General features: G+C 64.2%; 13 protein-coding genes. 7 read left to right on the top strand and 6 right to left on the bottom strand.

The genetic code is table 11. From position 1 onward, the window contains the following. Positions 1-59: 59 nt before the first annotated feature. Positions 60-1,598 (bottom strand): D-alanyl-D-alanine carboxypeptidase, encoded by a 1,539-nt coding sequence (locus C4E04_RS11580; RefSeq protein WP_109597636.1) that lies wholly within the window; start codon positions 1,596-1,598, stop codon positions 60-62. Positions 1,599-1,850: 252 nt separating this feature from the next. On the opposite strand from C4E04_RS11580, the gene C4E04_RS11575 reads away from it, so the two are divergent. The 4 genes from C4E04_RS11575 (at position 1,851) to C4E04_RS11560 (ending at position 5,615) form a co-directional block, all read left to right on the top strand. After that, the gene (locus tag C4E04_RS11575) at positions 1,851-2,186 is read left to right on the top strand and encodes a phasin family protein (protein ID WP_109597634.1); all 336 of its coding nucleotides are present in this window, start codon (positions 1,851-1,853) and stop codon (positions 2,184-2,186) included. Between the two features lie 351 nt (positions 2,187-2,537). Then, the gene (clpS, locus tag C4E04_RS11570; protein WP_109601042.1) at positions 2,538-2,879 is read left to right on the top strand and encodes an ATP-dependent Clp protease adapter ClpS; all 342 of its coding nucleotides are present in this window, start codon (positions 2,538-2,540) and stop codon (positions 2,877-2,879) included. 31 nt (positions 2,880-2,910) lie between these two features. After that, a complete protein-coding gene (clpA, locus tag C4E04_RS11565; RefSeq protein ID WP_109597633.1) occupies positions 2,911-5,370 on the top strand; it encodes an ATP-dependent Clp protease ATP-binding subunit ClpA in 2,460 nt (819 codons plus the stop codon). Next, positions 5,367-5,615: a hypothetical protein gene (locus tag C4E04_RS11560; RefSeq protein WP_109597632.1), complete on the top strand. Its 249-nt coding sequence runs from the start codon at positions 5,367-5,369 to the stop codon at positions 5,613-5,615. The genes clpA and C4E04_RS11560 overlap by 4 nt, the downstream gene beginning before the upstream one ends. 85 nt (positions 5,616-5,700) lie before the next feature. Here C4E04_RS11560 and C4E04_RS11555 read toward each other — a convergent pair whose 3' ends face one another. The 3 genes from C4E04_RS11555 to C4E04_RS11545 all read right to left on the bottom strand — a co-directional run bounded on the left by C4E04_RS11555 (position 5,701) and on the right by C4E04_RS11545 (position 8,194). Next, the gene (locus tag C4E04_RS11555) at positions 5,701-6,900 is read right to left on the bottom strand and encodes a GNAT family N-acetyltransferase (RefSeq protein ID WP_245416084.1); all 1,200 of its coding nucleotides are present in this window, start codon (positions 6,898-6,900) and stop codon (positions 5,701-5,703) included. Between the two features lie 74 nt (positions 6,901-6,974). Beyond that, positions 6,975-7,727 carry a glycerophosphodiester phosphodiesterase family protein gene (locus tag C4E04_RS11550; RefSeq protein ID WP_109597630.1) on the bottom strand — a complete coding sequence of 251 codons (753 nt, stop codon included), beginning with the start codon at positions 7,725-7,727 and terminating at the stop codon, positions 6,975-6,977. After that, on the bottom strand, positions 7,724-8,194 hold the full coding sequence (locus C4E04_RS11545; protein WP_109597628.1) for a RidA family protein: 471 nt from the start codon (positions 8,192-8,194) through the stop codon (positions 7,724-7,726). The genes C4E04_RS11550 and C4E04_RS11545 overlap by 4 nt, the downstream gene beginning before the upstream one ends. 122 nt (positions 8,195-8,316) lie before the next feature. Between C4E04_RS11545 and C4E04_RS11540 the strand changes: the two genes are divergently transcribed. Then, positions 8,317-9,162 (top strand): cell envelope integrity EipB family protein, encoded by an 846-nt coding sequence (locus C4E04_RS11540; RefSeq protein ID WP_109597627.1) that lies wholly within the window; start codon positions 8,317-8,319, stop codon positions 9,160-9,162. Here the strand turns inward: C4E04_RS11540 and C4E04_RS11535 are convergent. Together C4E04_RS11535 and C4E04_RS11530 are read right to left on the bottom strand one after the other, a co-directional pair. Further along, the gene (locus tag C4E04_RS11535) at positions 9,153-10,436 is read right to left on the bottom strand and encodes a DNA polymerase IV (RefSeq protein ID WP_109597626.1); all 1,284 of its coding nucleotides are present in this window, start codon (positions 10,434-10,436) and stop codon (positions 9,153-9,155) included. The genes C4E04_RS11540 and C4E04_RS11535 overlap by 10 nt on opposite strands. A gap of 8 nt (positions 10,437-10,444) precedes the next feature. Further along, positions 10,445-10,735, bottom strand: a complete 291-nt coding sequence (locus tag C4E04_RS11530; RefSeq protein WP_109601040.1) for a DUF3572 domain-containing protein — start codon at positions 10,733-10,735, stop codon at positions 10,445-10,447. A 99-nt stretch (positions 10,736-10,834) separates the two neighbouring features. Between C4E04_RS11530 and C4E04_RS11525 the strand changes: the two genes are divergently transcribed. Together C4E04_RS11525 and C4E04_RS11520 are read left to right on the top strand one after the other, a co-directional pair. Then, positions 10,835-11,218 carry a response regulator gene (locus C4E04_RS11525; RefSeq protein ID WP_109597625.1) on the top strand — a complete coding sequence of 128 codons (384 nt, stop codon included), beginning with the start codon at positions 10,835-10,837 and terminating at the stop codon, positions 11,216-11,218. A 476-nt stretch (positions 11,219-11,694) separates the two neighbouring features. After that, positions 11,695-11,961, top strand: a complete 267-nt coding sequence (locus tag C4E04_RS11520; RefSeq protein WP_109597623.1) for a hypothetical protein — start codon at positions 11,695-11,697, stop codon at positions 11,959-11,961. Positions 11,962-12,176 lie beyond the last annotated feature (215 nt).

Genomic DNA, 12,176 nt, shown 5'->3' with positions numbered 1-12,176 from the left:
CCGGTAGGCGGGGCGGCGGTACGATACATGCACCGCCGCGGACGAGATGAGCTGCTCCGTCAGGAGCTGCGGGCTGCGAAACAGGCAAACCCGTTCTTCTTGAGAGCCTTGCAGGCCTTCTCGGCGTCACCGGATTCGTCGAAGCCGGAGAAACGGGCCCGGTAGAGGGTGCTACCCTTCTGGACGACCTTCTCGGTGAAGGGCGAGGCCTTGGCGAGAAGCCGGCCGGACTTGGCGCGGGCGGCCTCCAGCATCGCACGGGCCTTGTCCTCGTCGTCAGTCGCGCCGAGCTGGATGACCCATTCCGTGGTGGCCGGCCGTGCGGCGGTCTTCTGGGGAGGCGCCGAGGGAGCGGCGGCGGCCGGAGCTGCCCTCTCGATCTTGGCCAGGAGGGCAGCCTTTTCCTTGTCGGACGGGCCGTCATCCGTGTCGAGGGCCGCATAGGCCTGGGTGTTCTGAGGAAGGGGCTGAGGACCCTTCTGCCAGCGGACCTTGGGTCCGGAGGAGGGGGTCGTGGTGCTGCTGGCCCCGGCCGCGGAGGCGACGACAGGACGCAGGCTGTTCAAGTCCAGAGGCTTGCGGGCAGGCGGGGGCGGTGCTGCGGCCACCTCGGGAGCGGCACTGGCTTCGATCCTCACGCTCGGGGTCGGCGAGGCGTCGGCAACCACCACCGGCTGAGGCACAGGCTGCGCGGCTGCCGCAGTCTCGGTCACCGGAGGCGTGGTGCGAGCGCCTGCATAGGCCCGCGGCAGCTGCTCCTCGATCAGGGCAGCCATTTGCCTGTCACGCAGGGCGGCCGAGCGTCCGCCGAGCACCACCGCGACAATGCTGCGCGACGGCGTGTTCACGGAGGTCAGCAGGTTGAAGCCCGAGAGGCGCGTATAGCCGGTCTTGATCCCATCCACGCCGTCAACACGGCCGAGGAGGCGGTTATGGCCACGGATCGTACGCGAGCCGTACTGGAACGACGTGGTCTGGAAATAGGAGAAATACTTGGGAAAGCGGTCCTGAATCGCGCGACCAAGCACCGAAAGGTCGCGGGCCGTCGTGATGTTCGGCGGCGAATGAGGAAGGCCGTGGGGATTATAGAAGGTCGAGGAGTTCATGCCGAGCTCCCGGGCCTTGCGGGTCATCTGCCGTGCAAAGGCCTCCTCGGAGCCGCCGAGGTTCTCCGCGACCACCACCGAGACGTCATTGGCCGAGAGGGTGACCATCGCCTTGATGGCGTCCTCGACCTCGATGGTCGAGCCGGCGCGCACGCCGAGCTTCGTCGGGGCCTGGGCGGCCGCATAGGCCGAGACTTCCAAGGGCGTGTCCAGGCGAAGCTTACCGCGCTCCAGCTGCTCGAAGAGAAGATAGAGCGTCATCACCTTGGTGATGGAAGCCGGAATCCGCGGAGCATCGACGTTCTCGCCGTCGAGGATCTTGCCGGTCTTGGCATCAACAACGATCGACGCATAGGGGGGGCTGTAGCCGCCGCCCTTGGACTTGCGGCGGGCCGCTTCGGCCGGGGAGCTTAACGCAACGGCGACGGAGGCGACCACTCCGACCAGCGCTACCCATTTCCGATTTCGAACCCAAACGCGAACCGAGTTCATCCTGTTACCGTCCCTGTCTTCACTGGTCTCAGGCTCCACGCCGACCGCTCCTTTTGGAGATCGTTGCCGGCGCAACACACTCATGAACCGTAAGAGGATGCGGTTACGGGGGGGTTAACGAGGCCTGGTCCTTGGAGTCGAAATTGTGCGATGCACAATTTCTATTGACATTTTTTGTGCGGTGCATATATTTCTATTTGTCGCATCTGGCGGAGCTTTTCGCCAGCGAAAAGTTAACAGCTGAGGTTCAAGATGATCCAGCCTTTCGACCAGATTCAGAAGCTCGGCCAGGAGCAATTCGAGGCCGCCGTGAAGGTACTGGGCACCCTGTCGCAGGGCGCTCAGGCGCTCACGGTCGACTCTGCGGAGCTTGCCAAGAAGACATTCGAGCACGGCTCTTCGGCCGTCGAGCAGCTGCTCGGCGCCCGGACCCCCGACAAGGTCATGGAGATCCATGCCGATTTCGTCCGCAAGTCCTACGATGGCTTCGTCAGCCATTCGGCCAAGCTGAACGAGTTCTACTCCACCCTCGCGTCCGAGGCCCTGCGCCCCTACGAGGGCTGGATGTCCAAGGCGGTTTCCGCCTGATCGATACTCCTTCGATCTGAAGTTTCGATGCCCGGCCTCCGCGCCGGGCATTTTCTTTTTGTGCCTGCTCTAGGGGCGCCGAGTGATGCCACAGCCCAGCCTGCTCTCTGCGTGCGGCGTTCGTTCTATTGGGAGGCCAAGATGTCGCTCTTTCGGACAGGGCTGCGACGACCCATCTGGTTGATCTAGCGAACCGAACGGAGCGACTATACATTTGGAGGTACGTCGCGGCAGGCGGAGCCCGGACACGAGATCCGGCGGCCGCGGGGAAACAACCAGATGAAAAGGGTCGGTCTGACAACCATGCTGCGGATACCTCAGGGCGCTTCGGTTCGCGCGCATGCATTCTCCATGGCCGGAGCCGGATCCCAGTCGCCGGGCGACGGGGATGACGGCCGCACGGGGACTGCAATCGTCACGAAAGCCAAGCCCCGGACGAAACGACCCAACCTTTACCGCGTTCTCCTCCTGAACGACGATTACACGCCCATGGAGTTCGTGGTGCATGTGCTGGAACGCTTCTTCAACAAGAACCGCGAAGACGCCACCCGCATCATGCTGCATGTTCATCAGAACGGCGTGGGAGAATGTGGAGTTTTTACCTACGAAGTGGCGGAGACGAAGGTGACGCAGGTGATGGATTTCGCCCGCAAGCACCAGCATCCCCTGCAATGCGTAATGGAAAAGAATTAGCCGGGATCACCATCTCTTAAAGGATAAGCCGTTGCCGAGCTTTTCTCGCAGTCTTGAACAAGCCCTCCACCGGGCCCTCGCCCTGGCGGGCGAGCGCCGCCATGAATATGCGACCCTGGAGCACCTGCTCCTCGCCCTGATCGACGATCAGGACGCGGCGTCGGTGATGCGCGCTTGCAACGTCGACATCGAGCTTCTGCGCCGCAACCTTGTGGAATATGTCGACACGGAGCTGGCGAACCTGGTCGCTGACGGGCGTCAGGATTCCAAGCCGACGGCCGGCTTCCAGCGGGTCATCCAGCGGGCGGTCATCCATGTGCAATCCTCCGGCCGAGACGAGGTGACGGGCGCGAACGTGCTCGTGGCCATCTTCGCCGAGCGGGAGAGCCATGCGGCCTATTTCCTGCAGGAGCAGGACATGACCCGTTACGACGCGGTCAACTACATCAGCCACGGCATCGCCAAGCGTCCGGGTCTCAGCGAGGGTCGTCCCCCCCGGGGCGCGGAAGAGGAGTCGTCCGAGCGTCCGACCTCCGACGAGCCGGAGGCGCGGGCCAAGAAAAAGGGCGATGCCCTAGAGGCTTACTGCGTCAACCTCAACAAGAAGGCGAAGGACGGGAAGATCGATCCGCTCATCGGCCGCGAGGCCGAGGTGCAGCGCACGATCCAGGTCCTGTGCCGCCGTCAGAAGAACAACCCGCTCCTCGTGGGCGATCCCGGCGTCGGCAAAACCGCCATCGCGGAGGGGCTTGCCCGCAAGATCGTGCGCGGCGAGGTGCCGGAGGTCCTGAAGGACGCGACGGTCTTCGCCCTCGACATGGGTACCCTCCTGGCGGGCACCCGCTATCGCGGCGACTTCGAGGAGCGCCTGAAGCAGGTGATGAAGGAGATCGAGGCGCATCCCAACGCCATCATGTTCATCGACGAGATCCACACGGTGATCGGCGCGGGCGCCACCTCGGGCGGCGCCATGGACGCGTCCAACCTCCTGAAGCCGGCCCTGGCCCAGGGCACGCTCCGCTGCATCGGCTCGACCACCTACAAGGAATACCGTCAGTATTTCGAGAAGGATCGGGCCCTCGTCCGTCGCTTTCAGAAGATCGACGTGAACGAGCCGACGGTGCCGGACGCCATCGAGATCGTGAAGGGGCTCAAGCCTTATTTCGAGGAGTTCCACAAGCTCCGTTACACCAACGAGGCCGTGAAGGCCGCCGTGGAGCTTTCGGCACGCTACATCAACGACCGCAAGCTGCCGGACAAGGCCATCGACGTGATCGACGAGACCGGTGCGTCCCAAATGCTGCTGCCCGAGAGCCGCCGCAAGAAGACCATCGGCATCAAGGAGATCGAGGCCACCATCGCGACCATGGCGCGGATTCCGCCCAAGACCGTGTCCAAGGACGACGCCGAGGTGCTCGCCAACCTGCAGGAGACCCTCAAGCGGGTGGTCTACGGGCAGGACAAGGCCATCGAGTCCCTGACCTCGGCCATCAAGCTGGCGCGGGCCGGCCTGCGCGACCCGGAGAAGCCCATCGGCGCCTATCTGTTCGCGGGTCCGACAGGCGTCGGCAAGACCGAGGTGGCGAAGCAGCTCGCCCTGTCGCTCGGGGTGGAGCTCCTGCGTTTCGACATGTCGGAATACATGGAGCGCCACACGGTCAGCCGGCTCATCGGCGCCCCTCCCGGCTATGTGGGGTTCGACCAGGGCGGCCTCCTGACCGACGGCATCGATCAGCATCCCCATTGCGTGCTCCTGCTCGACGAGATCGAGAAGGCGCACCCGGATCTGTTCAACATCCTGCTCCAGGTCATGGACCACGGGAAGCTGACGGACCATAACGGCAAGCAGGTCGATTTCCGCAACGTGATCATCATCATGACCACGAATGCGGGCGCCGCCGACATGGCCCGCCCGGCCTATGGCTTCACCCGGACCAAGCGGGAGGGCGACGATACGGAGGCCGTGAACAAGCTCTTCGCGCCGGAGTTCCGCAACCGTCTCGACGCCATCATCTCGTTCGGCCACCTGCCGAAGGAAGTGGTCCAGAAGGTGGTGGACAAGTTCGTTCTCCAACTCGAGGCTCAGCTCGCCGACCGCAACGTCACCATCGAGCTGACCGACGAGGCCCGCGAGTGGCTGACGGAGCATGGCTATGACGAGGCCATGGGTGCCCGCCCGATGGGTCGCCTGATCCAGATGACCATTAAGACGCCGCTCGCGGACGACGTCCTCTTCGGACGCCTGAAGGACGGCGGCGCGGTGCGAGTCGTGGTGAAGACGGACGAGATCGGGCTCCAGACGCTCGGCTTCGAGTACCTTGAGGGCCCGATAAAGCCGAAGCCCGAGAAGGCCGTGACAACCAAGCGCAAGCCGCGGGCCAAGTCAGCCTCGGGCACGAAGGCAAAAAAGTCCGTGAAGCCCAAAGGGTCCGGTGGTAATGGGGGCGGAGGCATCCGCACCGTTCCAAAGGTACCCCTGGTTAAGGCATGACCACAGAGCTGCACCAAGGCCCCCTCGAGGCCGTATCGACCATCGCCAAGGCGAAGCCGAGCTGGCGCGAACAGCGCCGGATCCGGCGTCGCCGGCGGATCTGGTTCGAGGAAATCCTCGGTTGGATCCTCGTGCCGATCATCGTCATTGGCTGCTACTGGGCGTTCGAACTCACCATGAATGCCTTGGGAACCTCTACGTCGGCGTTGATCGACGGGGCTCGGCTCATCCTCCACGCTCTCTGAGGCGCGGGACCTGGGACCCACTTAATCGACCCCGTCTTCGAAAGGAGGCGGGGTCTTCGTTTTGGGATCGACCCTCTGAGACGGCTCAGTCCTCTTCGCGCGTGCCGCTCCGGAAAGGGGTAGCGGCCGCGAGCTCTCCTGCGATTTCGGACACGTAGCTCCGCTCTCGCTGGAGATAGGCCTCGATAGCCCGGCTCAGGGACGGGTCCGCGAAATCGTGGGCCGAGGAAGTGGTGACCGGGCGGTAGCCGCGCGCGAGCTTATGCTCTCCCTGGGCGCCGGCCTCGACCCGGTCGAGGCCCCGGGCGATCGCGAAGTCGATGGCCTGGTAATAGCAGACCTCGAAATGCAGGAAGGGATGGTCCTCGATGCAGCCCCAGTTGCGACCGTAGAGCCGCCGGTCGCCGATGAGGTTGAGGGCCCCGGCGATGTAGCGCCCGTTGCGCTTTGCCAGGACCAGGAGGATCCGCTCCGCCATGCGCTCCCCGATGAGGGAGAAGAACCGGCGGTTCAGGTAGGGCCGGCCCCATTTGCGCGAGCCCGTATCCATGTAGAAGGCGAAAAACGCGTCCCAATGCGCCTCCCGGAGCTCGCTGCCGGTAATCCACTCGACCGTGATACCGTTCGCGAGGGCGTCGCGCCGTTCCCGGCGGATCGCCTTGCGCTTGCGGGACGCGAGAGCGCCCAGGAAATCCTCGAAGCTCCCATAACCCTCGTTGAACCAGTGAAACTGCTGATCGTCCCGCCGCAGGAAGCCCCGCGCCGCGAGGGCCGACAGGTCCTGCTCCTGGAGGAAGGTAGCGTGGATCGAGGAGGCGCCGGTCTCGTCACGCAGGGCCCGAAGCCCGGCGACCAGATGGGCCCGGACCTCTCCGCCCGGGTCATGCGCCGCCAGCAGGCGAGGGCCGCTCACGGGCGTAAAGGGAACGGAGACCTGGAGCTTGGGATAATAATGCCCGCCCGCCCGGTCATAGGCGTCGGCCCAGGCATGGTCGAACACGTATTCGCCCATGGAATGGGACTTGAGATAGCAGGGAGCGGCGCCGCGAAGGGTGCCGCCATCGTCTTCTACGAGGAGATGTAGGGGCGTCCACCCGGTCTTCGGGCCGACGCAGCCCGCCTCTTCGAGGGCCGACAGGAAGGCGTGAGACACGAAGGGGTTGAACGGGTCCTCATCGCCGGAGGCATTGGCGCCGCCCATGGCACAGGCGTCCCATGCGGAGGCCGGAACGGCCTTCAGGCTGGGAGCGGCTTTGACCTGGAGTGTTTGGGCCTGAAGCGTCACGATGGAGGAGGATCCCGCCGGTGCACCTTTAAGCTAGGGGCCCGGCGGGGTCGTTGCAATCGGGACGGACCGTCTCAGGGGAGGAAGCCCTCGAAGACCATCTGGTCCGCATGCTTTTCGGCCCGCGCCCGGTCCTCCGGGTTGCGGACGGTCCAGGTCATGACCGGGATGTGCCCCAGAAGCCTGCTGAGATAGGTCGAAGCGCAGGGCAAGTCTTTCACGCGCCAGGAGAGAAACTGAGGCTGCGTCTCATCAAAGTGGAGCAGGTTCGCCATCCGGTGCTTCTGCTCGGGGGAGAGGAAGTTGTCGGACTTGGACGCGTATTCCAGCTCGCCGATGAAACCGCGGGTGATGTTCGGCGCGTGCTGGCGAAGATAAGCCACGATGTCCGGATCGAAGGACTTCACCACGAACGGGCCGCTATAATCGGCGAGCACTTCGATGGTGCGTTTCGTCAGTCTCATGTCGCCGTTGAACTTGCTCTTGATCTCGACGACCAGCGGCGTGCGCCCGGCAACCTTGGCAAGAAATTCCTTCAGGGAGGGGATCCTATCTCCGCCCTTGGCGCCCGTGATGTCGATGCCGACGAGTTCGGAGAGCTTGCGCTCCGCAACGAGGCCCGTCTGCCCGGTGAGGCGGTCGAGCTCGAAATCATGGAACACGATGGCCTCGTTGTCGGCCGTGAGCTGAACATCGAGTTCGAGGGGGAAACCGCGCGCGATGGCGGCCTCCGCAGCCGAGATCGTGTTCTCGAGGATTCCCTCGGCCTTGTTGTGGAGGCCGCGATGGGCGATGGGCTTCGCGACGAGCCAGGAGGGCGTGCTCATTGGACTTCGAACATCCCTTCGACCTCGACGCAGGCATCGAGGGGCAGTTCGGCGACGCCGACGGTGGAGCGGGCATGGCGGCCCTTGTCGCCCAGGGCTTCGACCATCAGGTCGGACGCGCCGTTCATCACGGGCGCGAGACCAGCGAAGGACGGAACCGCATTGATGAAGCCGCCGAGGCGCACGCAGCGCACGACCTTGTCGAGGTCGCCGACGGCGGCCTTGAGCTGGGCGAGCAGGTTGATGGCGCAGAGGCGGGCAGCCTGCTGGCCGACCTCAGGGGCGATCTCGGCCCCGAGCTTGCCCTTGTGGGCGTCCGCGAGCTTGCCGTCGAGACCGAGGCAGAGCTGGCCGGAGATGACGATGAGGTTGCCCGTGCGGACGAACGGCACATAGTTCGCCACCGGCGCGGCAGGAGTCGGCAGGGTGATTCCCATGCCCTCGAGTTTCTTTTCAACGGTGCTCATGGAAGCCTCGGTTTGCGATGGTCCGGCGGAGTTGTGGCGGATGAGCCCGATAGACGCAAGCCGGAACGTTGCCGTGGGCGCAGGAGGCTTCTATCTTTGTCTTTCAAAAGCCAGGAGGACCCATGCGCACCCTGTTGACGGCGTCGAGCCTGACCCTTGCTCTCTTGTCGTTCCCGGCCTTCGCGGAGGTGGCAAAGCCTCCTGTAACGCTCGTGGCGCACCGGGCGGTCTACGATCTCTCCCTGGTGCGGTCGGAAGGCTCCCGTGGCCTGGACAGCGCCCGGGGTCGGATCGCCATGGATTTCGCCGGCGATGCCTGTGAGGGCTATACGCTGAAATACCGCCAGGTAACGGTGCTCGACAGCAGCGAGACCGGCTCGCGCACCCTCGATACGCAGACCGCCACATTCGAGACCGGTGACGGCCGCTCCATGCGCTTCAGGTCCGTCTCGTCGGTGGGCGGACGCGGCGGCGACGGGGTGGACGGGAATGCGCGGCTCAAGCCCGACGGGTCCCTCGACGTCACCCTGAAGCAGCCGAAGCAGGCGAATTTTTCGGCCGGTGGACAGGCGATCTTTCCGACCGAGCATCTCAAGCGGCTGATCGAGGCGGGTCGCAACGGCGAGACGACCCTGAGCACCAAGGTCTATGACGGATCCGACAACGGGCAGAAGGTCTACGATACCCTGGCGGTGATCGGCCATCGGATCGAAGGCGGCGCTGGGGCCAATCTCGAGGAAGCTGCCCGTCAGGGCGATCTGGCCACAGTGCCGCGCTGGCCCATGACCGTGAGCTATTTCGCCGAAGGCTCGGCCGACCGGACGCCTGTCTACCGAGTCTCGTTCGAACTCTACGAGAACGGCGTCAGCCGGGCGCTCCGGCTCGATTACGGCGACTTCACCCTGAAGGGCGACCTTCAGAATCTCCAGGTCCAGGCGGCCCAGAAGCAGAGCACCTGTCAGCGCTGAGGTTTCGGCGGGCCCTTGCGCAGAACGATGCCTTTCTGAAGGGCATCGGTGCCGAACTTCTCACGGATCCGGTCTATGGCCGATTCCATATGGGCCTGCCTGACCACGGTCTGATCCGCGAGGTCGCCCCTGTCGGCCTCCGCCCCGTCGCAGAGATCCGCTGCGCCGATGCCAATGAGACGATAGGCGGTGCCGTCGCAGGCCGTCTTCAGCATCTGCCGGCCGGTATCGAAAAGGCGCTGGGCGAGTTGGGTCGCGGGCAGGCCCGAGCGCGTGCGGGTGAGGAGCCTGAACTCCGAATCCTTGAGTTTCAGCGTGATGCTGCGCCCGGCGAAACCGGCGGCCTTCAGGCGCCGGGATACCTTCTCGGAGAGCCGCCACAGGATGGGCTCCAGATCCTCGAAGGCACGCAGGTCCGTGTCGAAGGTGGTCTCGGCCGAAATGCTCTTCGTCTCCCGCTCCGGCTTCACGGGCCGGTCGTCCCGACCTACGGCGAGGCGCGACAGGCGCTGGGCGTCTCGGCCAAGAGCGGCGAAGAGGAGCTTGGGATCCACCTCACGCAGTTGGGCGATGGTGGTGACGCCCGCCTTGGCAAGGCGGTTCTGGGCCGAGGCGCCGATGCCGTGGATGATCGAGACCGGCTTTCCGGCCAGGAAGTCAGCAGCCTCCTGCCGGCCTATGATCGAGAATCCGCGCGGCTTGGCGAGATCCGACGCGATCTTGGCGAGAAACTTGTTGTAGGACAGGCCGACCGACACGGTGATGCCGATCTCAGCCTCAACCCGCTTGGCGAATTTCGCGAGCGTGAAAGCCGGGCTGCCGTGATGGAGGCGCTCGGTGCCGGAAAGATCGAGAAAGGCCTCGTCGATGGAGACCGGCTCCACGAGCGGGGTCAGTTCCTGCATCATCTCGCGCACGGCGCGCCCGGCCACCCGGTACTTGTCGATATTCGGCTTGATGACCACCGCATGGGGGCAGGCCTGCAGGGCCTTGAACATGGGCATGGCCGAGCGCACGCCATAGGTGCGTGCCACATAGCAGGCGGTGGAGACCACGCCACGCTTGCCGCCGCCGATGATCACCGGCTTGTCGGCGAGGCTTGGATCGTCCCGCTTCTCCACGGCCGCGAAGAAGGCGTCGCAATCCACATGGGCGATCGCCAGCGTGTCCCGCTCCGGATGCCGGAGCAGGCGAGGGGACCCGCATGCGCCGCAGCGCTCCGCTACGGAAGCAGCGGTCTCCGCCAGACAGTCGCGGCACAGGATCCCGCTCATCGGCGCTCCTATTCGAACTCCGAGGGCGACAGCGTCCGATGAGCTTCCATGATCCGCTCCGGCTTCGTCTCCATCTCCTGCGCCAGGGAAATCAGGAGCGGCTCGTCGGCTGCCACATAGTCCAGAAGCCCGGCCAGGAAGCCCGGCAGCGCGGCGGCCGAGCGGATCGTCTGCACATCGAGCCCCGATACGGCCAGGAACCGGGTGAGGCGCCCTCCGTCGGCGGCGATGCGCGAGAACACGTCGAGCGCCAAGCGCTCAGCTTCCTCTACGGAAATTTTCTTGGTGGATGGTTTCATCTTCGGGGTTTGCATTTCATCAATAGGTTTCAATCTACGGTCATCATCCGATGAAGTGGCGGACCGGGAAAGCCGGTTTGGAGTCCTGGGACAGCGGCAATGAAGAAGACCGTGCTCATTGTTGAGGATAACGAACTCAACATGAAGCTTTTCAACGATCTGCTCGAGGCGCACGGCTACGCCACCCTCAAGACCGGGCATGGCATCGAGGCGATGGAGCTGGCAAGGGCCCACAAGCCCGACCTGATCCTCATGGACATCCAGCTTCCCGAGGTGTCGGGGCTCGAGGTCACCCGCTGGCTCAAGGCCGACGAGGAGCTGAAATCGATCCCCGTCATCGCCATTACGGCCTTCGCCATGAAGGGGGACGAGGAGCGGATCCGGGAAGGGGGCTGCGAGGCCTATCTGTCCAAGCCGATCTCGGTGGCCAAATTCCTCGCGACCGTGAAGACCTATCTCGACGCGGATACGCCTCCCGCCTGACGACGTGCCGGTCCACCCTCGTGCCTGTTTCCGGATGCTTCGAAATTTCCGGCAAAACGATTCTTGTTTTCCACAGGTCTCGTGATAACCTTCGCGAAATTCCCGCATTTAGGCGACTTTGTGCGCTTGTGCTGCCAAATGTTTCCTATATGTTCATGTCATTCATCCGCCAAGGGCGGAGCGTGCATGCCCTACGGATGCTCAGGTCCGCCGCATCTCCTGGGACTTCGTAGGCCGGCCAGCTGGAGACGGACCGTTGCCTCCTCAACACCGTCGCCAGCTGGCCACCTTTCCTGTCTAAAAATGTAAGAGCTCAGTGCGCGCCCTGCCGGGTCTGGCGAGGCGGCTATGCGCATGCCTTGTTTAGCGGATCCGCCCCGCACTTCGACAGAGGCGGGGTCCCGAGGCTCATGCTCCTTGAGCGTTAAGGAATTGTTTACTAGCCTTCCGGAGAGCGAATCTCTTCCGGAACAGCGATGCAGCCCGTTTACTCCTACATGCCTCTTCCAACCTTCGGTGCCGGGGGCAGCGATCTGCGCGTCGAGATGACGGCGGCCACTCCCTCGGTCGAGGATGGGCCGGCCGTCGTAGAGGTCCGCCACGCTTCGGTGCCGGACGCGACGGACAACCGGATGGAGATCGACCGGGTGCAGATTGTCGCGAGGGGGCAGATTGCTGCTCTTGTCAGCCTCGAACCCCAGCAGGTCGAGATGAGTCCTCAGCCCTGGCGCTTCGCGTTCTGACGATCGGGATCGGCGGTGTTGCTGCGGTTCCCGTAGCATAGCCGTGGAAATCTCCGGTTATGCTTAAGTCTTCCTTACGTTACTTGCGGCACCATCCTCCGTTGTCCCTTCGCGCCCAGCGTAAAGGCTGACATCGGAATGGGGTGGGGCGGTCATCCACTGCCGTTGGCCAAGTCGATTTCGCGAGTGCGGGTGATTTCCACGAAACCTTTACT

It is taken from the genome of Microvirga sp. 17 mud 1-3 (genome assembly GCF_003151255.1).
In the GTDB taxonomy this organism is placed as follows: domain Bacteria; phylum Pseudomonadota; class Alphaproteobacteria; order Rhizobiales; family Beijerinckiaceae; genus Microvirga.
Note: the sequence above shows the minus strand (reverse complement) of the source record. Positions and strands in the feature narration are given on the sequence as shown.

Bases quoted from the DNA above. Each gene is read 5' to 3' on its own strand.
- C4E04_RS11580 (WP_109597636.1), bottom strand. From the start codon at position 1,598: ATGAACTCGGTTCGCGTTTGGGTTCGAAATCGGAAATGGGTAGCGCTG.
- C4E04_RS11575 (WP_109597634.1), top strand. From the start codon at position 1,851: ATGATCCAGCCTTTCGACCAGATTCAGAAGCTCGGCCAGGAGCAATTC.
- clpS (WP_109601042.1), top strand. From the start codon at position 2,538: ATGGCCGGAGCCGGATCCCAGTCGCCGGGCGACGGGGATGACGGCCGC.
- C4E04_RS11560 (WP_109597632.1), top strand. From the start codon at position 5,367: ATGACCACAGAGCTGCACCAAGGCCCCCTCGAGGCCGTATCGACCATC.
- C4E04_RS11550 (WP_109597630.1), bottom strand. From the start codon at position 7,727: ATGAGCACGCCCTCCTGGCTCGTCGCGAAGCCCATCGCCCATCGCGGC.
- C4E04_RS11545 (WP_109597628.1), bottom strand. From the start codon at position 8,194: ATGAGCACCGTTGAAAAGAAACTCGAGGGCATGGGAATCACCCTGCCG.
- C4E04_RS11540 (WP_109597627.1), top strand. From the start codon at position 8,317: ATGCGCACCCTGTTGACGGCGTCGAGCCTGACCCTTGCTCTCTTGTCG.
- C4E04_RS11535 (WP_109597626.1), bottom strand. From the start codon at position 10,436: ATGAGCGGGATCCTGTGCCGCGACTGTCTGGCGGAGACCGCTGCTTCC.
- C4E04_RS11530 (WP_109601040.1), bottom strand. From the start codon at position 10,735: ATGAAACCATCCACCAAGAAAATTTCCGTAGAGGAAGCTGAGCGCTTG.
- C4E04_RS11525 (WP_109597625.1), top strand. From the start codon at position 10,835: ATGAAGAAGACCGTGCTCATTGTTGAGGATAACGAACTCAACATGAAG.
- C4E04_RS11520 (WP_109597623.1), top strand. From the start codon at position 11,695: ATGCAGCCCGTTTACTCCTACATGCCTCTTCCAACCTTCGGTGCCGGG.